The organism is Hyphomicrobiaceae bacterium, from assembly GCA_041397645.1.
Lineage (GTDB): Bacteria > Pseudomonadota > Alphaproteobacteria > Rhizobiales > Hyphomicrobiaceae > Hyphomicrobium_B.
The window spans coordinates 1-20355 of record JAWKWE010000005.1 but is presented as its reverse complement, the minus strand read 5'-3'; the positions used below and the strand labels follow the sequence as shown (position 1 = coordinate 20355).

15 protein-coding genes are annotated in these 20355 nt (G+C 58.9%); 11 read left to right on the top strand and 4 right to left on the bottom strand.

Annotation, left to right across the window (positions count from 1 at the left end):
* Positions 1 to 51 precede the first annotated feature (51 nt).
* Positions 52 to 3354: a transglutaminase family protein gene (locus R3D51_13920; GenBank protein ID MEZ5900576.1), complete on the bottom strand. Its 3303-nt coding sequence runs from the start codon at positions 3352 to 3354 to the stop codon at positions 52 to 54.
* A 303-nt stretch (positions 3355 to 3657) separates the two neighbouring features.
* On the opposite strand from R3D51_13920, the gene R3D51_13915 reads away from it, so the two are divergent.
* Positions 3658 to 4716 carry a putative zinc-binding metallopeptidase gene (locus R3D51_13915; GenBank protein ID MEZ5900575.1) on the top strand — a complete coding sequence of 353 codons (1059 nt, stop codon included), beginning with the start codon at positions 3658 to 3660 and terminating at the stop codon, positions 4714 to 4716.
* Between the two features lie 149 nt (positions 4717 to 4865).
* Entirely contained in the window at positions 4866 to 6005 is a 1140-nt protein-coding gene (locus tag R3D51_13910) for an NADH:flavin oxidoreductase/NADH oxidase (protein ID MEZ5900574.1), read from the top strand.
* 360 nt (positions 6006 to 6365) lie between these two features.
* Here R3D51_13910 and R3D51_13905 read toward each other — a convergent pair whose 3' ends face one another.
* Together R3D51_13905 and R3D51_13900 are read right to left on the bottom strand one after the other, a co-directional pair.
* Complete coding sequence (locus tag R3D51_13905) at positions 6366 to 7544, bottom strand: acetyl-CoA C-acyltransferase family protein (protein ID MEZ5900573.1); 1179 nt, start codon at positions 7542 to 7544, stop codon at positions 6366 to 6368.
* Positions 7545 to 7590: 46 nt separating this feature from the next.
* Positions 7591 to 8280, bottom strand: coding sequence for a GntR family transcriptional regulator (locus R3D51_13900; GenBank protein ID MEZ5900572.1), 690 nt, complete (start codon positions 8278 to 8280; stop codon positions 7591 to 7593).
* A gap of 265 nt (positions 8281 to 8545) precedes the next feature.
* On the opposite strand from R3D51_13900, the gene R3D51_13895 reads away from it, so the two are divergent.
* The 9 genes from R3D51_13895 (at position 8546) to R3D51_13855 (ending at position 19469) form a co-directional block, all read left to right on the top strand.
* Positions 8546 to 9460, top strand: a complete 915-nt coding sequence (locus R3D51_13895; GenBank protein ID MEZ5900571.1) for a TRAP transporter substrate-binding protein — start codon at positions 8546 to 8548, stop codon at positions 9458 to 9460.
* Positions 9461 to 9464: 4 nt separating this feature from the next.
* A complete protein-coding gene (locus R3D51_13890) occupies positions 9465 to 11324 on the top strand; it encodes a TRAP transporter large permease subunit (GenBank protein ID MEZ5900570.1) in 1860 nt (619 codons plus the stop codon).
* A gap of 33 nt (positions 11325 to 11357) precedes the next feature.
* Positions 11358 to 12914 (top strand): class I adenylate-forming enzyme family protein, encoded by a 1557-nt coding sequence (locus R3D51_13885; protein ID MEZ5900569.1) that lies wholly within the window; start codon positions 11358 to 11360, stop codon positions 12912 to 12914.
* A 74-nt stretch (positions 12915 to 12988) separates the two neighbouring features.
* A complete protein-coding gene (locus R3D51_13880) occupies positions 12989 to 13921 on the top strand; it encodes an AEC family transporter (GenBank protein MEZ5900568.1) in 933 nt (310 codons plus the stop codon).
* 36 nt (positions 13922 to 13957) lie between these two features.
* Positions 13958 to 15682 carry a thiamine pyrophosphate-binding protein gene (locus R3D51_13875; protein ID MEZ5900567.1) on the top strand — a complete coding sequence of 575 codons (1725 nt, stop codon included), beginning with the start codon at positions 13958 to 13960 and terminating at the stop codon, positions 15680 to 15682.
* The gene (locus R3D51_13870; GenBank protein MEZ5900566.1) at positions 15679 to 16452 is read left to right on the top strand and encodes a glucose 1-dehydrogenase; all 774 of its coding nucleotides are present in this window, start codon (positions 15679 to 15681) and stop codon (positions 16450 to 16452) included. Before R3D51_13875 ends, R3D51_13870 begins: the two co-directional genes overlap by 4 nt.
* 8 nt (positions 16453 to 16460) lie before the next feature.
* Positions 16461 to 17684, top strand: coding sequence for an acyl-CoA dehydrogenase family protein (locus R3D51_13865; GenBank protein ID MEZ5900565.1), 1224 nt, complete (start codon positions 16461 to 16463; stop codon positions 17682 to 17684).
* A complete protein-coding gene (locus R3D51_13860; protein ID MEZ5900564.1) occupies positions 17681 to 18697 on the top strand; it encodes a phosphotransferase family protein in 1017 nt (338 codons plus the stop codon). Before R3D51_13865 ends, R3D51_13860 begins: the two co-directional genes overlap by 4 nt.
* Before the next feature lie 25 nt (positions 18698 to 18722).
* Positions 18723 to 19469, top strand: a complete 747-nt coding sequence (locus tag R3D51_13855) for a tetratricopeptide repeat protein (protein ID MEZ5900563.1) — start codon at positions 18723 to 18725, stop codon at positions 19467 to 19469.
* 98 nt (positions 19470 to 19567) lie between these two features.
* Here the strand turns inward: R3D51_13855 and R3D51_13850 are convergent.
* Positions 19568 to 20355, bottom strand: a 788-nt coding sequence (locus R3D51_13850) for a peroxidase family protein (GenBank protein MEZ5900562.1), incomplete at its 5' end; no start/stop codon positions are given.

Below are 20355 nucleotides of genomic sequence, written 5' to 3'. Positions count from 1 at the left end.
CGCTGGCGAGACGCATTTACCATATTCCTATTCCGCTCACTCATTGCGCCCTTAGGTCCGCCGTAGGTCCAGTGTCATGGGATAGTCTGGATTGGGTCGCTGCGGGACCGGCCTGAACGGCGTCGCGGTATAGCCCAGCGATTCGAACCTTGCGAGACGTCGCCCCTCCGCCTCATAGGCGTTGATGGGGAATATCTCGAAACTGCGACCGCCCGGATGGGAGACGTGATAACGGCACCCCGCGATCGACCGCCCTGTCCAAGTGTCGAAGATATCGAATGTGAGCGGCACGTGCGGTGCGATAGTCGGATGCAGAGCCGAAGGTGGGCACCATGCGCGATATCGCACCCCACAGACTGCCTCTCCCTGCTCTCCCGTAGGCGTCAACGGAAGGGTGTGACCGTTGCACGTCACGACGAAACGATCTCCGATCAACCCCTTGACCTTCATCTCTACGCGCTCCAGCGAAGAATCGACGTAGCGCGCGGTTCCCCCGATGACGCCCTCCTCGCCCAGCACATGCCAAGGCTCCAGCGCCTGCCGCAATTGCAGCTCCACGCCCTGCGCCGCAACCGTGCCCAACATGGGGAACCGGAACTCGAAATGGGGGCGGAACCATTCCAAGTCGATCTGCAAACCCGAAGAATTGAGATCCCCAACCACGTCGGAGAAATCAGACCACAGCATGTGTGGGAGCATGAACCGGTCGTGGAGCGATGTGCCCCAGCGCACAAGCTTCTGGCGATACGGACGCTCCCAGAACATGACGACGAGCGCACGCAAGAGAAGTTGCTGGGCGAGGCTCATGCGGGCATGTGGGGGCATCTCGAAGGAGCGAAACTCAACGAGGCCCAACCGGCCGGTCGGCCCATCGGGGGAGTAGAGCTTATCGATGCAGATCTCCGCACGGTGCGTGTTGCCCGTCACGTCGATGAGGAGGTTGCGGAAGATGCGGTCCACGAGCCAGGGCGGCACACTTCCCGCGCCAGGTTCTGGAATCTGCGACAGCGCAATCTCCAGTTCGTAGAGTGCTTCATGTCGTCCTTCGTCGGCACGCGGCGCCTGGCTTGTTGGTCCGATGAACAATCCCGAGAACAAATACGAAAGAGATGGATGGTTCTGCCAATAGGCGATGATTGAGGCCAGAAGATCGGGCCGGCGAATGAATGGACTGTCCGCCGGCGACATGCCTCCAAGGACGATGTGATTGCCGCCACCGGTACCCGTGTGTCGTCCGTCCAGCATGAACTTCTCACTCGACAAGCGCGCCAGATGCGCCTCTTCGTAAAGAGCGGTGGTAATCGAAACGGCTTCATCCCAGCTGGTGGCTGGCTGGATATTCACTTCGATAACGCCGGGATCGGGCGTGACCTTGATCACGCTGAGACGCGGATCCGACGGAGGCGTGTAGCCTTCAAGATGGACGGGCACGCCAGTCTTAGCGGCAGCTTCCTCCACTACGGCAACGAGGGCGGCGTAGTCTTCCGCATCCATGAGCGGTGGCATGAATATGCAGACCTTGTCGCCGCGCGGTTCCACCGTCAGCGCTGTCCGCACAGATCCTGCAACGATCTCATCGGGCGTTTGGGGCGCGATAGTGGGCGCTTCTAACGTCACCGTGCGCCGACGCTGCATAAGCACATATCGCTCCGGCAACGGCGGCGCACCGGAAAACGGATCACGCGGCCACTGATGAGGATACTGCGACGGCGAGAGATAATAGGTCGAGCCTAGCGGCAAGCGAAATCCGACAGAGGAATCTCCGGGAAGCAAAAACAGCTTGTCGCGACGCAACGCCCAACGCTCGGTGACCCATCGTCGACCGCGATCCTGGGTGTGCCAAACCTGGATTGGAAGCACGTATCCGGCAACGGTTGTTACGCCTTGATCGAAGACGCGCACGACACGCTCGCGCTCTTGTGGATCTTCAAGCTTATTGGCCTTCGGCGTCACATTGATCGGAAGTTTTTGCTCCACCAGCGCAAAATACGCTGCGTCTTCATAAGCCGGCATGGCGCTATCCTGCGGCAGGCCGAGTTGATTGATCAGTGCCGACATTACTGCCTTGGCGTCGTCAGTTGTCACCCTCGGGCCTGGCTTTTCTTGCGCAATAAGTTCGCTGCGCTCCCACAAAGGCTGTCCGTCGGTGCGCCAATAAAGGGCAAACGCCCAGCGCGGAAGCTGCTCTCCCGGATACCATTTGCCCTGCCCGTAATGCAGCAATCCGCCAGGAGCAAACCGCGCCTGCAGACGCCGGACGAGATCGTCGGCATAGCGGCGTTTGTTAGGGCCAACAGCAGCGGTATTCCATTCCGCGCCTTCCATATCGTCAGCGGCAATGAATGTCGGCTCGCCGCCCATGCTCAGGCGGACGTCGCCGCGGCGCAAGCGCTCGTCAATCAGATGACCGGTTTCAACGATCTGCTCCCAGGTCTCATCGCTGTACGGTTTGGTCACACGCGGCGTTTCGCGAATGCGATTGACGCGCATCGCGAAATCGAAATCAACCTCTGCCTTGGAATGTGCGCCTGTGATCGGTGCTGCGCTGACGGGATGAGGCGTCGCAGCCAGCGGGATGTGTCCTTCGCCAGCCAGCAGGCCGGAGGTCGCATCAAGCCCAATCCAGCCTGCACCTGGGAGATAGACCTCGGCCCAGGCGTGCAGATCGGTGAAATCTACGTCGGTGCCTGTCGGGCCATCGAGTGATTTTACGTCGGGCGTCAACTGTATCAGGTAGCCCGAGACAAAGCGCGCCGCCAATCCCAGTTGGCGCAGGATCTGCACCAGCAGCCACGCGCTATCGCGGCATGATCCTGATGCCTTCGCAAGGGTTTCCTCGGGCGTCTGCACGCCCGGCTCCATGCGGACAAGGTAGGCGACGTCCGATTGCACCTTGCGATTGAGATCGCATAGGAAGTCGATTGTCGTGGGAGAACCCTGCACCAGTTTGTCGACGGCATTGACGTACGCGCGCAAGCGCGGCCCCGCCGCATCGGGCACAAGATAGGGACCAAGCTCGGCCTTCAGCGCATCGTCGTAGTCGAACGGCCAATCCTTCGCACTTTCTTCAACGAAGAAGTCGAACGGATTGATGATCGCCATGTTGGCAACCAGACCGACGGTCACTGAGAACTCCCGCGTGTCTTCGGGAAAGACAATCCGCGCGAGGAAATTTCCGAACGGATCCTGCTGCCAGTTTACGAAGTGGAGTTGCGGTTCGATCTTGAGCGAATAACTCAGAATCGGTGTCCGGCAATGGGGCGCGGGGCGAAGCCGGACGATATGGGGGCCCATCGAAACAGGGCGATCGTATTTGTAACTCGTCTTATGTGTCAGAGAGACGTTTAGCACCATATAGACGACACCAGATGTTGTTGTGGGGGCACGGCCGTAACGAGCCGCAAGACACGAAAAACCCGCGCGCTCAAAAATCAGACACGCTTATTCTGCAATATCGGTTGCCTTCGATGCTGCCAATGTATGAACCTTCTTCGCGATGAAATTTGCGCCGGTTTGACGCAGTTTTAAGCGTCGTGATTAAACTTTGGATTGGCTATTGGTCATATTTCATGCAATCAGCTTACGGCACGGTTCGGAACAAAGTCTATAACTAGCCGTTCTTTATCGTCGACTCGCACAAGGCTCATCGGAAACGGTATGAAGACATCGGTTTGCTCGTCGTGCGGTAGCCGGATCTACTTCGAAAATATTGTCTGCATTCGTTGCGGTCACGATCTGGCGTTCGACAGCGCGGCGCTCGATATGAGAACGCTGAACCCTGCGTCCGGCGAAGAGGCACGCACCGTGCTGAAAGATCCGTCGGGAACGCTCTATAAGTATTGCGAAAATACTCTGCACGGGGCCTGCAACTGGCTGACGCGCGTCGACGAAGGCAACGGCCTTTGCGTGGCATGCGACATGAACCGAACGATTCCCGATCTCTCGCAAACAGCCAATCTCAAGGCCTGGCAGAAGTTCGAACGCGCAAAGAAGCGCCTTGTTTATCAGTTGCTGCGGTTCCGCTTGCCGTTGGACGGAAGTTACATCGGCAAGGGGCGGCTTACGTTCGATTTTGCGCGGCACACAACCACCGGACATTTGGATGGTGTGATTAGCGTCGACGTCATGGAGGCAGATTCCGTTTGGCGCGAACAACAGCGTCAAATCTTTTCCGAACCCTATCGCGCCCTCCTCGGCCACTTACGCCACGAGAGCGGTCATTTCTATTGGATGCTTCTGGTTGAGGCCACAGGGCGGCTAGAGGAATTCCGCGAGCTGTTTGGCGACGACCGCGAAGACTACGCGACGGCACTCGATCGCTACCATGGCCAAGGCCCTGCGGCCGACTGGCAATCGCGCTACGTTTCTGCTTACGCGGACGCGCATCCTTGGGAGGATTGGGCCGAGACTTGGGCTCATTATCTGCACATGGTGGATGCGCTCGACACTGCCGAGTCTTGGGGCCTGGAACCTCGCGCCAGCGGCCTGGTGTTCGGTTCGGCATGGCCGTTCAAGTCATATGACATCTATCGTGAAGAGACTTTCGAAGCGTTGATGGAGCGATGGGTGCCGCTCACTCTTGCGCTCAATTCGATGAGCCGCAGCATGGGCCACTTCGACTTCTATCCATTTATCGTGTCCACCCCGGCCCGGATCAAACTCAACTTCGTTCACGATGTCATTCGGGCCCATGCGAGCGGATCCTTCCTGAAATAGCATTGTGCTTTGGGATGGTTCGGACTTGATCCTCGCGCCTTCTGCGGCCATCTGCCCTGAGGCGGCGACGCGGAAAATTCGCGATCTAAGCCGTCACTCAAACACGAGCGTTGCCCCGCCTCGACGCTCTTTCCGCCAAAGGACCGACCATGAAGGCTTTTCCAAAGCTGCTCAGCCCCCTGTCGCTGCGCTCCATCACCCCGCGCAACCGCCTCGTCGTTTCGCCGATGTGTCAATACTCCGCCGGGCTCGGCCTCGCGAATGACTGGCACTTTGCGCATCTTTCCCGATTTGCACTGGGAGGCTTCGGCACTGTTATGGTCGAAGCCACCGCTGTCACGCCGGAGGGTCGTATTACGCACGGCGATTTGGGACTTTGGAACGATGCCCAGATCGTGCCGCTCGCACATATCGCGGCATTCTTGAAAACCCATGGCGCCGTGCCTGCGATCCAGATTGCACATGCGGGCCGCAAGGCATCTGCGCAGCGCCCGTGGGAAGGCGATTCTGCGATGACAGAAAAAGACTTGACCGAACGCGCCGAGGCGCCTTGGAAGGTCTATGCCCCCAGCTCTATTCCTCATAACGACGGCTGGCTGATGCCTGAAGCTCTCGACCAAGCCGGGATTGATCGCATACGTGACGCCTTCGTCGCGACGGCGCGCCGCGCAGATACGGCAGGATTCGAAATCGTCGAAGTTCACTGCGCGCATGGCTATCTGATGAACGAGTTCCTGTCGCCCATAGCAAACAAGCGGACGGACTCCTACGGCGGCACTCTGGAAAATCGCATGCGCTTTCCGTTGGAGACCATCGAAGCGGTGCGCGCGGTCTGGCCGCAGCACAAGCCGCTGTTCGTGCGGATCTCAGCGATCGACGGCGTGGAGGGTGGCTGGACCCTCGACGACAGCATCGTCTTCGCCACGGCGCTCGCCAAGATCGGAGTCGATGTGGTCGACACCTCGTCGGGCGGCGTTGGCCGCAGCTATAGCGGCAAGCCTGGACCGATGCATCAGGTGCCGTTTGCTCAAGCCATTCGAGAGAAGGCTGACATCAAGACGATGGCGGTGGGGCTCATTACCAAGCCATCCGAAGCCGCCAGCATCGTAGATGAGGATCGCGCAGACCTAGTTGCGCTTGGTCGTGAAGCGCTGGCAAATCCACAATGGCCGCTCCACGCAGCGGCGGAACTGACCAACAACCCGCTAGATTATTCAGCCTGGCCCGTACAGGCAGGACATTGGCTGAGGGCCCGCGCGGCATCGATGGTCCGACACAAAAGTTCCTAACGCAAGCTCCACGAAATTTTGCGCGGCTAGTAAGAAACGGCCGGACCAATTTGGTCCGGCCGTCGCTTTCTCATATTCCATTATGCGGGCCGACCGCTTCCAAAGTAATCGATCCATTTTTTTGGCCCGCCGCGACTGCAAACGCTGCCCTGCGCCGTTTCGACGACGTCGGCGCACTCTTAGAGTCAGGCCATGGATCCGATCGAAATCGCCGTAATTTGCTTTCTCGTTTTCGCAGCACTTATCTTCATTGCGCGGCGTCGCGTACAACGGAAGTCTCGCGACCGGCGCGAACAACACCTCGACCGTCTACGTTGGGGCTGACAACACACACGGTCGCGACTGGACCACTGACTGAAGCTAGACCCGCTCAAAGACCGCCGCGATACCCTGTCCTCCGCCGATGCACATCGTCGATAGGCCGTAGCGCCCCCCTGCCCTCGCGAGCTCGTAAATGAGCTTGGTGGTGATAATCGCTCCGGTCGCTCCAACAGGATGACCAAGCGAGATACCGCTTCCGTTCGGGTTCACTTTTTCAGGATCAAATCCGAGTTCGCGCGAAACGGCGCAAGCCTGCGCAGCAAACGCCTCATTTGCTTCGATGACGTCAAGATCGGCAAGCTTCAGTCCAGTCCGCTCCAGAACCTTTTGCGTCGCCGGCACGGGACCGATCCCCATATATGCCGGATCGACGCCCGCATGGGCGTACCCAACGAGACGGGCAAGCGGCTTCAGACCCTGCTCCTTCACTGCCTTCTCGCTGGCAAGAACAACCGCCCCGGCTCCATCATTTATACCCGAAGCGTTGCCAGCCGTTACGCTGCCATCGCGCTTGAACACAGCCTTGAGTTTGCTGAAGTCATCAGGCTTCGCGTCCATACGCACGTACTCATCCGTGTCGAACGTAACAACCTTTCCCTTCATCTTGACGTCAATGGGCACGATCTGCTCTTTGAAGCGGCCCTCCCGGACCGCGCGCGCAGCCCTTTGCTGGCTCATCAGTGCAAGCGCATCCTGATCTTCTCGTGTGATTTGATAGCGCTCTGCAACGTTTTCCGCGGTCACGCCCATATGGATTTTGTTGAACGGATCGGTGAGCGCACCGATCATGGTGTCGATCATGAGCGTGTCGCCCATCTTCTGGCCGAAACGCGACGCAGACACTATGTGGGGCGCACGGCTCATCACTTCAGCTCCGCCACCGATTGCAACGTCACAATCACCCAGCATGATGGCCTGTGCTGCTGACACGATCGCTTGCAGTCCGGAACCGCACAGCCTGTTGACAGTCAAGGCTGGAGTTTCGACAGGGACGCCTGCGTTCACCGCCACAACACGTGATAGATAGGCATCCGCCGGAACCGTCGGCACAACTTGACCGAATACGACATGGCCAACGCGGTTTACATCGACGCCACTTCGCTCTATCGCTGCCCGCGTTACATGTGCGCCGAGTTCCCCGGGCGGCACATCCTTCAGGCTTCCCCCGAAGCTTCCGATTGCGCTGCGTTGTGCGCCGACGACGAACACTGCGTTCATGACTTATCCTGCCCTAATGTCTTGGATTTCTATTTGTAGCGCGAATTCAAACCGCACGCCGGCGCGCAGCCGATCTGTGTTCCGAATTCGCCATCCGCTCTATGAAGACCGTTGCCGCATTGGCGATGTGCGCGCGCGCCAGTTCCTCCGCTTTAGCACCATTTCCACTGATGACGGCCGCGAGGATTGCCTCGTGCTGATCCCAAATTTTCCTTGGTGTCTCATCTTTCAACAGCACCTCGCCCATCAAGCGGCGCAGATGCGCCCAATAGGGTTGCATCATGTCCTTGATCAAGCCGTTACCGGAGATCTCATAGAGAAATTCGTGAAACCGCTTATCGGCGGCGATCAACTTGGGAACGGAGCCTTCGGCTTCGGCCTTGCGACCGTCTTCGATAAACTTGGCGCCTAACTTTGCTGCTTCATCGCAGCCTCTATCCGCTGCGAGCCTGCACGCCAGAGCCTCCGTTGCAGCACGAACCTCAAACAGGTCGCGCACGAAATCGGCATCAATTGGCGCGACCACCAATCCGCGGCCCGGCGCATCCCGCAAGAAGCCTTGGTTGCGCAACAACAACAGAGCCTGCTGCACAGGCTGTCGCGAGACGCCGAGAGTCTTTGCCAAGTCATCCTGAATCAGCCGTGGATTGTCCTCCAGCCGTCCGCCGATGATCTCGGAGAGAATTTGCTCGTACACCTGTTCGACAAGACTAGGCTGGGCTGCAAGCGGCTTCACGGCGGGCCTCCATGGCTGGCGGGCATTGGCAAGATAATAGTAGCGACGCCCTCTCCACACAAGCGCATTCTGAATTCAGAATTCACTTGCTTGAATTCTGAATTCAGAATAAGGTTGCTTATCCCTTTCCGAGGGTCCGCCAGCTTCCTGCGCTAAAGAGGTGTGATTTGAACGGGTTAAGCCGCAGACAGGCAGTTTCAGGTGTTGGCGCCTATTGCGTCGCCGCTTTGTTGGGCAACTCCGCGCGAACCCCTCTGCCGTCCGATTGAAGCTCGGCAACGACCTGCCGCCGGCCCATCCCGTAAACGTGCGCCTGCGCGAAGCCGTCGCCGCCATTCAGGCTGAAACCCAGGGCGCTATTCTCATCGAATTGTTCCCCAACAACCACTTAGGGGGCGATCCCAACATGCTGTCGCAAGTCCGGTCGGGCGCGCTGGAGATGGCGACGTTCCCGGGAACCGTGATGTCGACATTGGTTCCGGTGATGGCACTGCCGGGTATCGGCTTTGCCTACACCAATTACGACGACGTCTGGGCGTCGATGGATGGCGCGCTCGGCCAGCATCTGCGTTCCCAACTCTCCAGTGCGCACCTGCATCCCTTCGAGGCGGCATGGGACAACGGCTTTAGGCAAATCACCACGAGCACGAAGCCCATCCTCTCTCCGCAAGACCTGATCAGCTTCAAAATCCGCGTTCCCGTCGTGCCGTTGTGGGTGACGATGTTCAAAGCACTGCAAGCCGCGCCCGTGAGCATTCCGCTCAACGAAGCCTACTCGTCCCTGCAGACGCACATCGCGGACGGGCAGGAGAACCCGCTCTCGCTGATCAGCATTGCGAAGTTCTATGAGGTGCAGAAGTACTGCTCTTTGACCAATCACGCCTGGGACGGCTTCTGGCTGGTCGCAAACGACCGTGTTTGGAACGCGCTGCCGAAAGACATTCAAGGCGTGCTCGCCAAACATCTCAACGCGGCCGCCCTCGCCGAACGCGCCGATATCGCACAAGCCAATACGACTTTGCGCAAGGAGTTGGAGAGCCACGGCCTTCAATTTTCCACCGTTGAACCCGGCGCCTTCAGAGCCGCTTTACGCACTAGTGGCTTTTACGCGCGGTCACGGGAGCGATTTGGAGAACAGGCGTGGAGCCTTCTTGAAAAATTCACCGGACGGCTGGGGTAATGCGATGGATCTGCTAGACACCCACACCGCTCCGGACGCGCAGGCCGGCCATACCGCCTCACCTATCGAATCCGCCCTGGGGTCCATGGTGGAAATAGCCGCGGCGATCCTTGTCGCGGCCGAAATCGTCATCCTCTTTGCTGGCGTGTGCGCGCGCTATGCGCTTCACAATCCGCTGCCCTGGGTCGATGAACTCGCGTCCGTGCTGTTTCTCTGGCTCGCCATGCTCGGCGCTGCAATCGCCTTCCGGCGGCGCGAACACATGCGCATGACGGCCGCGTTGAGCAGACTTGGCGAAAAGCCCCGCGCGTTCCTCGATACGCTCGCCATCGCTGGCCCTATTGTCTTTTTGGCGCTGATCATCTACGCGGCGGTTTCCTACACGCACGAGGAGCACGTCATCCTCTCACCGGCACTGGAGATACCGAACTCATGGCGCATCGCAGCGATCCCTACCGGCATCGCGCTGATGCTCGTCTTCGGCGCGTTTCAAATAGCGCGTAGACCGAGCCCGGGTCTGGCTTTTGCGCTAATCGCAGGCGCACTGGCGGCCATTTGGCTCGCTACGCCTCTTTGGGATCGTCTGGGCAACGCAAATCTAATCGTCTTCTTCATCCTTGCGCTTTCTGTATGCATTCTGGCAGGCATTCCGATTGCCTTCTCATTCGCGCTGACGACGTACGCTTATCTCGCGTTCACGACCCAGGTGCCGCTTTCAATCATTCCGATGCGGATGGAGGAAGGCATGAGCCACCTCATTCTTCTGTCGATTCCGCTCTTCGTGTTCCTTGGAAAGATCGTCGAGATGACGGGAATGGCCAAGGCCATGGTCGATTTCCTGGCGTCCTTGCTCGGCCACGTGCGCGGCGGACTTCACTACGTCCTTATCGCCGGCATGTATCTCGTATCGGGAATCTCAGGTTCCAAGGTTGCCGACATGGCGGCAATCGCACCGGTTCTCTTCCCGGAAATGAAAAAGCGCGGCGCGCGCGAAGGCGATCTTGTTGCCCTTCTTTCTTCCACCGGCGCCCAAACCGAAACAGTTCCTCCGTCCATCGTCCTCATCACCATTGGATCTGTTACTGGCGTCTCCATTGCAAGTCTGTTCAGCGGCGGTCTGGTTCCGGCTCTCGTGCTGGGAACCATGCTCTGTCTGCTTGTCTTCTGGCGTTCGCGCAATGACGACATGAGCCACATTCGCCGCGCGACCTCGCGTGAGATTGGACGTGCGTTGCTGATCGCCGCGCCGGCCATTGCATTGCCATTCGTCATCCGGGCGGCCGTCGTAGAAGGCGTCGCAACCGCCACAGAAGTCTCCACGCTGGGCATCGCCTACTGCATTCTTGTCGGCCTGGTGTTTTATCGCCGCTTCGAATTCGGACGACTTCGCACGCTGCTCGTCGAGACCGCTTCGCTTTCCGGTGCAATCCTTCTGATTATCGGAACAGCGACTGCGATGGCCTGGGCTCTGACACAGTCTGGCTTCTCGCACCAGCTTGCTGACGCCATGTCGCGCGTCCCGGGCGGCGGGGTGGGCTTCATAGTGATCTCTATCCTGGCGTTCATCGTGCTTGGCAGTGTGCTCGAAGGAATTCCGGCGATCGTGCTGTTTGGTCCGATGCTGTTTCCGATTGCCAAATCGCTCGGCATCCATCCGGTGCACTATTCGATGGTGGTCGTCCTTGCGATGGGACTCGGTCTTTTTGCCCCGCCCTTCGGCGTCGGCTACTACGCCGCCTGCGCTATCGGGCGCGTCCATCCCGACAAAGGCATGCGCGAGATCCTTCCCTACATCGTCGCCCTATTTGTCGGCCTCGCTTTGGTCGCCGCCTTTCCGATCCTTTCCACTGGATTTTTGAAATGAAGCCTGACGAACCGCACCCGGAGTTCAACTAAGATGGAACTTCTCAACATCGGCGCGATGCTCACCGCGCACGCACGCCTGTTTCCCAATAAGGCCGGTGCGCGCGATCTTGAACGCTCGCTCACGTTCAGCCAATGGAACGCGCGCGCATGCCAGTTGGCCAATGCGCTTCTTGGTCTTGGCCTGCGCAAGGGCGAACGCGTCGGCGTTCTTGCCTACAACTGCTTGGAGTGGGCGGAAATTTACGCCGCAACAGCAAAAGCCGGATTGGTCGCCGTGCCAATCAACTTTCGCCTTACGGCAAGAGAGGCCGCCTTCATCGCCGAGAATGCGGGTGCTTCGGCGCTGATCGTCCAGGACGAACTCGCAGGCGTCGTCGAGGAGATGGACGGCGGCATCTCGATACCCAAAGACAGGATCATCTGCTTCGGCAACTCACGCCAAACGGGTTTTCGTGACTACGAAGATCTGCTCTCACGCGGCAGCGCTCGTGAGCCGGACCAGCAACACAGCCTGAGTGACCCGTGGACATTGATGTATACGTCGGGCACCACGGGAAACCCTAAGGGAGCCATTCGGAGTCATCGCGGTTCCGCTGCCATGGCGCTCGTGACATCCATTGAACTCAGTCTGCAACGCGAGGACGGCGCACTCCTCGTCATGCCGATGTGCCATGCCAATTCGCTGTATTTCTTCGGAGCGTTTGCCTACTGCGGCGCCACCACCACGATTTACTCGCGCAAGAGCTTCGATCCGGAAGAATGCGTCCGCACGCTTGCACAAAGCGGAACCACGTTCACATCGCTCGTTCCTACCCACTACATCATGATGCTGGCACTCTCCGAACAGATAAAGGCACGCCACGATGTCTCGCGCGTTGCAAAGCTGATGATTTCCTCAGCGCCTGCACGCGCCGAAACCAAACGCGCGGTGATGGAGATGTTCGGAAATTCCGGATTGTTTGAGCTTTACGGCTCCACCGAAACCGGCTGGGTGACCATGCTCCATCCCCATGAACAGTTCGACAAGCTCGGTTCGGTCGGGCGTGAGTGCATCGGATCTGCCCCGATCAAGATCCTCAACGAAGACGGAGAGGAGGTGCCCGATGGCGAAGCCGGAGAGCTCTACTCCTGCAATCCCTACACCTTCGACGGCTATTGGAATCTTCCGCAGAAGACAAAAGAAGCGTTTCGCGGTGACTATTGCACCGTCGGCGACATGGCGCGGCGCGACGAGGATGGATATATCCGCCTCGTCGACCGCAAGAGCAACATGATCATCTCAGGCGGTGAAAACGTATATCCATCCGAGGTCGAGGCCGCGCTTGGAGCCCATCCGCAGGTGAAGGACGTCGCCGTTATCGGCGTTCCGCACGAGAAGTGGGGTGAGAGCGTGTTTGCCGTCGTCGTGCCCCACCAAGGCGCAACGCTGACGCATGAGGACCTCGCCACGTGGGTCAAGACCCGTCTGGCGGGCTACAAGCGGCCCCGCGCGTTCGTGCTCATCGAGGATACACAGATGCCGCGAAACGCGACCGGAAAGATTCTCCATCGTGAGCTCAAGACACGCTACGCCGACGTAAAGACGTAACGGGGCTCGTTGCTCACAACGTCAACCTTCGGACGCCTTCCAACCCTCAGCCCTCGATATAAAGCCGCCTAATCATGTCCGCCGTCTTTAACGCAACCGTGCCGATCTTCGCGCTCATTCTCGTCGGTTATCTGGCGGGACGAGCAAAGATGTTCGACATGAACGGAACGGACACACTCAATCGCTTCGCCTTCTACTTCGCGCTTCCGGCTCTGATTTTCGTGGTTATGTCCAAGGTAACACCAGAACAACTTGGTCATTACGGATTTGCTGCCGCCTTCGGACTTGGCATTGCCGTCACATATGCCTTGGGTCATTTCATTGCGACTGCGCGCGGCAAGCCACTCGCCGATGCCAGCCTCGATGCTCTCGACGGCGCTTACGGAAACACGGGCTTCATGGGCATTCCGCTTTGCCTTCTTGCGCTTGGCCAGGAAAGCATGCCTCCGGCCGTGATCGCGACGCTCTTCACCGCCTGCATTCTTTTTCTTTTTGGCCTGATCATGATCGAACGAGGGGTGCAACCCGCAGACGAACGAGGAAAAATAGCGCGCAAGACAGCACGCGCGCTTTTGCGAAACCCGCTGTTCATCGCACCCATCCTCGGATTGACTTTCGGAGTGACCGGGATGCCGCTCTGGACGCCCCTGGAACGGTTCGCGAGTTTCCTCGGCGCTGCGGCCTCGCCAACTGCCCTTTTTTGCATCGGTCTATTTCTGGCGCAGATCCCCATAGGCCAAACCGACATGCGTTCTTTGGGAACGCTCGTCTCTCTGAAGCTGCTCTTCCAGCCTGCGTTGACAACAGGCTTGGTATTATTTGTCTTCGATATGCCAAAGGTCTGGTCGGCTTCAGCCGTCCTTTTGAGTTCCCTCCCGATCGGATCAGGGCCATTTACGATCGCCAAGACCTACGGACTTGATGCCGGACCGACCGCAGGCGCAATTCTTGCGTCTCACCTCATCTCAGTACTCACATTGTCGCTGATCATCGCATGGCTGGCCTGATGGAATGCCCATCGGCGCCGTGAAGGAGTTTGACAAATGAACATATCTCAAGACAGCGTTGCCGGTGTCGTTGCCAGACTGCTCAAGGCGCGCGGGGTCAAGCATGTATTCGCCTTGTGCGGCGGACACATCATGCCGATATGGATGCGGCTCGACGCGGAAGGAATACGCATCATCGACGTTCGCGACGAACGCAGCGCGGTGCATATGGCGCAAGCCCATACTGAGCTGACAGGCGAACTTGGAGTTGCTCTCGTGACTGCAGGTCCGGGATTTACCAATGCCATCACCGGCATTGCCAACGCGCACGTTTCGCGCGCGCCGGTTCTGATCATTTCGGGCACCGTTACAAGGCCACAGGAAAACCGCGGCGCATTGCAAGACCTCGACCAGCCCCAACTCGTGCGCTCCATCACACGCTATTCGCGAACGGTGCGCGAAGCGTCACTGGCGTTAGCTGAGATTGACGAAGCGATTTCCCGCGCCCTTGGCGAAGGCGGAGAGCCAGGCCCTGCGTATATCGACTTCCCCACCGACACCATGCGTGCGCTTGTGCCCGAGCCACTTCAGCTTGAAGAGCACTTCGCGCCAAAGCCGCGCGCCATCGCCCTGCCCGATCCGAACGTCGTTGCCAAAGCTGTCGATGTGCTGTGGTCGGCGCGTCGCGTTCTCGTCATTTCCGGTCGCGGTGCGCGCGGAGCAGGACCAGAACTCACCGCGCTACTCGACAAGCTGGGAGCCGTGTATCTCGACACCGGCGAGAGCCGTGGCCTCATCGCCGACAGCCACCCCAGCGTTGTCAGCGCCATGCGGGGCGCGGTGATGGGCGATGCCGATGTTGTTCTCACCGTCGGCCGCAGATTGGATTTCCAGCTTGGCTTTGGCTCACCCGCCATTTTCGGCGCGGCGCAGTTTGTTCGCATCGGCGACGTGGCGGGCGAGGTTCGCGACAACCGCCGCGGAAGCGTCGAAATTTACGCAAATCCCGTAGCATCATTGCGAGCCGTCGTGGATGCCGCAGGCAATCGCGCACCTACGCTCGACAAATCCTGGGCGGCGAAACTGCGCGCCGAACACCAGAAGCGCGCGACGAAACTCAAATCGAGCATGGCCGCAGCTGAGCCCGGAAAGGACGGGCGGTTGCATCCCAATAAGGTGATCTCGGCCCTGCAAGATGCGATCCCGGAAGACTCGGTTGTTATCACCGATGGCGGAGACTTTCTCGCCTTCGCACGCATCGGCCTCAGCGCACCGCAGATGCTCGACCCCGGTCCCTTCGGCTGCATCGGTGTTGGCGTGCCTTACGGCGTAGCGGCTAGCCTCGCTTGCCCCGATAAAACGGTCCTCGTTGCAACGGGCGACGGCGCATTCGGCTTCAACGCCATGGAACTTGATACTGCGGTGCGCCATAAGGCGCCTGTGCTTTTCGCAGTTGCCAACAACGGAGCGTGGGCCATCGAAGTTCACGACCAGACCGTCACTCATGGCAAGGTTGTCGGCACCCGGTTGCGGTTTTCCGATTATGCAGGCATGGCGCGTGCACTTGGTATGCACGCTGAGCGCGTCGAGACAGAAGACCAAATTGGCCCCGCCATCGCGCGCGCGCTCGCCAATCGCCCCGCGCTCATCGACTTTGTGGTCACGCCCGAGGTTGTATCTTCCGACGGCAAGACCGGGCTAGCATGGGTCCCAGATCTGCAGCCTCTCGGCGCTTGGGACGATGCGGAGCGCAACTGGCGGGCAAATGGGAAGAAAGCATGACGAAGGACCTTGTCATATCTCTTAGTGATCGGCGCACACTGATCACGGGCGCCTCAAAGGGATTGGGCGCGCACTTTGCACACGTTCTTGCCGCCTCTGGCGCATACGTTGCCGTGGCTGCCCGCGATTTGAAGGCCTGCGAAAGCGTTTGCGATTCCATTCGCTCTCGCGGCGGCAAAGCAGTCGCCGTGGCGATGGACGTGTCCTCGAGCGATAACGTCTCGAGCGCGGTGGAACGGGCCGCGGCTGCACTGGGCGGCCTCGACATTTTGATCAACAACGCTGGCGTCACCCAAACGATCCCACTCATCGACCAGGATGAAGCAGGCTGGGACCGCATTTTCGATACGAACTTGAAAGGCGGATTTCTTGTGGCGCAAGCGGCGGCAAGAACCATGCGCGATCAAGGGAACGGCGGAAACATCGTCAACGTGGCCTCGATACTCGGTCATCGCATTGCCGGACAAGTCGCGGCATATGCCGCCTCCAAAGCTGCGCTGGTCCAATTGACCAGGAGCATGGCGCTTGAGTGGGCGCGCTTTTCAATTCGCATCAACGCACTCTGCCCTGGATATATCGAAACCGACCTCAACCGCGACTTTCTGGAGAGCGATGTGGGCCAAGCCCTGACCAAGCGCATTCCGCAACGCCGCTTCGGCACGCTCGCCGACCTTGAAGGTCCGCTTCTATTTCTCTGCTCCGACGCCGCCCGCTACATGACCGGCTCATCGCTGGTCGTCGATGGCGGACATCTCGTTTCTTCACTGTGAGATCAGACATGGACTTCACCATACCTCCCTCTTTGGAAGACTATCGCCGCCGCATCGCAACTTTCGTTGCAACAGAAATTCTTACGCTTGAAAGCGAACCGAGTTCCTACGACGAGCACGAAAACATCGCTCTCGACGTGCTCGCGAGGCTGCGGGCGAAGGCGCGTGAGCAGGGGCTGTGGTGTCTTCAGCTCAAGCCGGAGACCGGCGGCAAGGGTGTCGGGCGCGTCGGCATGGCGGTGTGCTACGAAGAAATGAATCGCTCCATCTTCGGCCCGGTCGTCTTCAATTCGGCAGCCCCGGATGACGGCAACATGATGCTGCTTGAGGCGGTAGGAACGCCCGCACAGAAAGAGAAGTGGCTTGCCCCTATCGTGAGAGGAGAAGTCCGCTCCGCTTTTGCGATGACCGAACCGCATCCCGGTGGCGGCTCGGATCCCGGCATGATGCTGACGCGCGCAGAAAAGCAGCCCGATGGCTCTTATCGCATCTACGGACGCAAATGGTTCATCACCGGTGCGGGTGAAGCCTCCCATTTCATTCTCGTCGCGCGCACCTCGGACGACCCACGACGTGGTCTCAGCGCCTTTCTTTTTCATAAGGATCAGCCGGGCTGGAGCATTGTCAGGCGCATTCCGATCATGGGCCCGGAAGAGCACGGCGGCCACTGCGAGATGGAATTCGACGGCCTGCAGATCTCGCCCGATAACGTGCTGATGACTGAAGGCGATGGTTTGCGTGCAACGCAGATCCGTCTTGGGCCTGCGCGACTGACCCACTGTATGCGCTGGCTGGGACTATCCAAGCGCTGTCTTGAGATTGCGCAAAGCTATGCGGCAGAACGCTATGGCTTTGGGGTAAAACTCGCGGACCGCGAATCCATTCAGCTCATGATGGGCAAGACCGCTATGGCGATCGAGATCGCAAGGCTACTCGTCATGAAGGCCGCGTGGGAACTGGACCGCGGTGGAAAGGCACAAAAGGAAGTCTCCATGGCCAAGGTCCAGGCCGCCAACACGCTCCATCAAGCCGTGGACCTAGCCATTCAGATCAACGGCGCGCGCGGCTACTCGAAAGACACCGTCCTGGAATGGATCTATCGCTACGCACGTCAGGCGCGCCTCGTCGATGGCGCCGACGAAGTTCACCAGATGGTGCTTAATCGATCCCTCCAGAAGCAGGGATGGGATTTCTGGAGCTGGCCTGTTGCCGATCCCGAGGTGAAAGCATGAGTATGCAAGAGAGCCCGGCTCCCGAATTCGCGGCTGCGCTTCAGTCGTACCTGCGCGCGGCTATCCCTGGCCTTGAAGGTGCCATGCGTATGCAGTCCATCTCGGGCGGACAGTCGAACCCCACCTATTTCGTATCGTTCGACAACCGCCGTCTTGTCATGCGCAAGCAGCCTCCGGGGAAACTGCTGCCATCAGCACACGCCATCGATCGCGAATACCGCATCATCAGCGCGCTTGCCGATACGCCGGTGCCAGTGCCGCCTTCGATCCTTTATTGCAATGATCCCTCCCACATCGGCACACCCTTCTACGTCATGGAGCGCGTCGACGGACGCATCTTCCATGACTGCACCCTGCCCGACGTAAGCAAGAGCGAACGGCGCGCAATGTACCGCGCCATGGCGCAAACGCTTGCCGCATTCCATTCCGTCGACGTCAACGCCGTTGGTCTTGGCGACTATGGAAAGCCGGGCAACTATTTTGCGCGCCAGATCTCACGTTGGAGCAAGCAATGGGAATTATCGCGCACACGCAATGACCCCAACGTGGAAAAGCTTATTGCCTGGTTGCCGGAACACATCCCTGACGACGACCGAACGAGCCTGGTTCACGGCGACTATCGCACGGGCAATATTATGTTTCACCCGACCGAGCCGCGCGTCGTCGCAGTTCTGGACTGGGAATTGTCGACACTTGGACATCCGCTGGCTGATGTCGCCCATAACGCAATTGCTTGGCTGACTGCATGCGATGAATATGGCGGTCTGATTGGCATCGACATCGACAGTCTCGGCATTCCATCGCTCGACGAATACATTGCCGATTACAACGCTGCAGCGGGTGAGCCAATCGAGTTGACCAAATTTCATAAAGCATTTGCGTTGTTCCGCTGGACCATTATCTTTGAAGGCATCGCAGCGCGCGCGAAAGCGGGTAACGCGGCCGCCGAAAATGCGTCCGAAGCTGGAACACTCGCTGCTATTTTTGCCCGCAGAGCCGCTGTGTTTATCTGAACTTTCAATTCGGAAGGAGCTGCGATTGACCGATAGAACTAGAACATACGTCCTAGTTGCGCTGGCCACGATCCTGTCTACCGCAACCGCTCGCGCACAAGACACACTCGAACAACTGGAGAAAGACTGCTTTCAGCAGGAGCACGCTTATGTGGCTCTCGGGGCTTGCTCACGTATTCTCATGAGCACAAATCCCGACAGCGCCCAACAGATTCGCATCCACGAGCGACGTGCGCGCGCGCAACTTGTGCTTTTCTATTTCGCCGAGGCCGCAGAGGACTTCTCGCTTGTGCTGGCTGCCGAGCCCGACAACGTGTCGGCCCTGGAAGGGCGCGCTGAGGCATACAGTGAGGATGGCCAGTATTCCAAGGCCGCAAAAGATTGGGAGCAGGTTGCCAAACTAAAAAGCGATGATGTTGGAGCGCTCATTCGATTAGGCGACAATCTCTTTGCTTCGGGCGCCTTCCCGGAAGCCATCTTGGCCTATCAGCGCGCAAACAAGATCGACGCCAAGAATACGGCAGCGCTTATCGGGCTTGCCCGGGCATTTGACATGACGGGCGACCGGAAAAAATCGGATGAAGCGATCGCCGAAGCCTTGAAGATAAAGCCAGACCACGTTCCCGCGCTTATGGCGCGAGGCGAAATTGCAGAACGGCGCGGCGATACGGCACTCGCAATCGAGAGTTACAAGCTTTCGCTTAAGGCGAATGGCATGCAAGTGAAGCCCCGCCACGCTCTGCAGAGGCTTGGTGTCGAAACACCGCCATAACGGCGCATATGCACACTCAGAAACAAGAGAGGGCTCGTTCCGAAAAAAAGCGGAACGAGCCCTCACCTAATTTGTAGCACTGTAGTGCCGCGCGGTGGTCAGGCGATATCGAAGCGATCGGCGTTCATCACTTTGGTCCAAGCCGCCACGAAGTCTTTGACGAACTTTTCTTTCGCGTCATCCTGAGCGTAGACCTCTGAGATCGCGCGCAACTGCGAGTTCGAACCAAAAATCAGATCGACGCGAGTGCCGGTCCACTTCGGAGCACCTGTCTTGGAGCAACGGCCTTCGAACAGGTCATCGCCCGACGTCGGCTTCCATTGCGTGCCCATATCGAGCACGTTGACGAAGAAGTCGTTGGTGAGCTTGCCCGGTGTCTTGGTGAAGACGCCGTTCTTACTCTGCCCATGATTGGCGCCCAGCACGCGAAGGCCACCGACGAGCGCGGTCATCTCGGGAGCCGTCAGTGTCAGTAGCTGAGCCTTGTCGACCAGCATCTGCTCTGCGGGTACCGAATACTTCGCCCTCGCATAGTTGCGGAAGCCATCAGCCTCAGGCTCCAGCGGCTCGAACGACTCAGCGTCAGTCTGCTCCTGCGAAGCATCCGTGCGGCCCGGTGTGAAAGGCACTTCTATCGCGTGCCCGCCATCCTTCGCCGCCTGCTCGACAGCAGCGCAACCGCCAAGCACGATCAGATCGGCAAGCGAAACCTTCTTGCCGCCGCTCGCACTCGCATTGAAGCTTTTTTGAATCTCTTCCAGCTTAGAAAGCACGTTCGCCAGCTTGGCCGGCTCGTTTGCTTCCCAGTCCTTCTGAGGCGCAAGGCGTACGCGGCCACCGTTGGCGCCACCACGCTTATCCGAGCCGCGGAACGTGGAGGCAGAGG

What these genes read in the sequence shown, in the direction of transcription:
- R3D51_13915 (MEZ5900575.1), top strand. Translation starts at nt 3,658, where the DNA reads ATGAAGACATCGGTTTGCTCGTCGTGCGGTAGCCGGATCTACTTCGAA.
- R3D51_13870 (MEZ5900566.1), top strand. Translation starts at nt 15,679, where the DNA reads ATGACGAAGGACCTTGTCATATCTCTTAGTGATCGGCGCACACTGATC.
- R3D51_13890 (MEZ5900570.1), top strand. Translation starts at nt 9,465, where the DNA reads ATGGATCTGCTAGACACCCACACCGCTCCGGACGCGCAGGCCGGCCAT.
- R3D51_13910 (MEZ5900574.1), top strand. Translation starts at nt 4,866, where the DNA reads ATGAAGGCTTTTCCAAAGCTGCTCAGCCCCCTGTCGCTGCGCTCCATC.
- R3D51_13905 (MEZ5900573.1), bottom strand. Translation starts at nt 7,544, where the DNA reads ATGAACGCAGTGTTCGTCGTCGGCGCACAACGCAGCGCAATCGGAAGC.
- R3D51_13885 (MEZ5900569.1), top strand. Translation starts at nt 11,358, where the DNA reads ATGGAACTTCTCAACATCGGCGCGATGCTCACCGCGCACGCACGCCTG.
- R3D51_13860 (MEZ5900564.1), top strand. Translation starts at nt 17,681, where the DNA reads ATGAGTATGCAAGAGAGCCCGGCTCCCGAATTCGCGGCTGCGCTTCAG.
- R3D51_13875 (MEZ5900567.1), top strand. Translation starts at nt 13,958, where the DNA reads ATGAACATATCTCAAGACAGCGTTGCCGGTGTCGTTGCCAGACTGCTC.
- R3D51_13920 (MEZ5900576.1), bottom strand. Translation starts at nt 3,354, where the DNA reads ATGGTGCTAAACGTCTCTCTGACACATAAGACGAGTTACAAATACGAT.
- R3D51_13865 (MEZ5900565.1), top strand. Translation starts at nt 16,461, where the DNA reads ATGGACTTCACCATACCTCCCTCTTTGGAAGACTATCGCCGCCGCATC.
- R3D51_13880 (MEZ5900568.1), top strand. Translation starts at nt 12,989, where the DNA reads ATGTCCGCCGTCTTTAACGCAACCGTGCCGATCTTCGCGCTCATTCTC.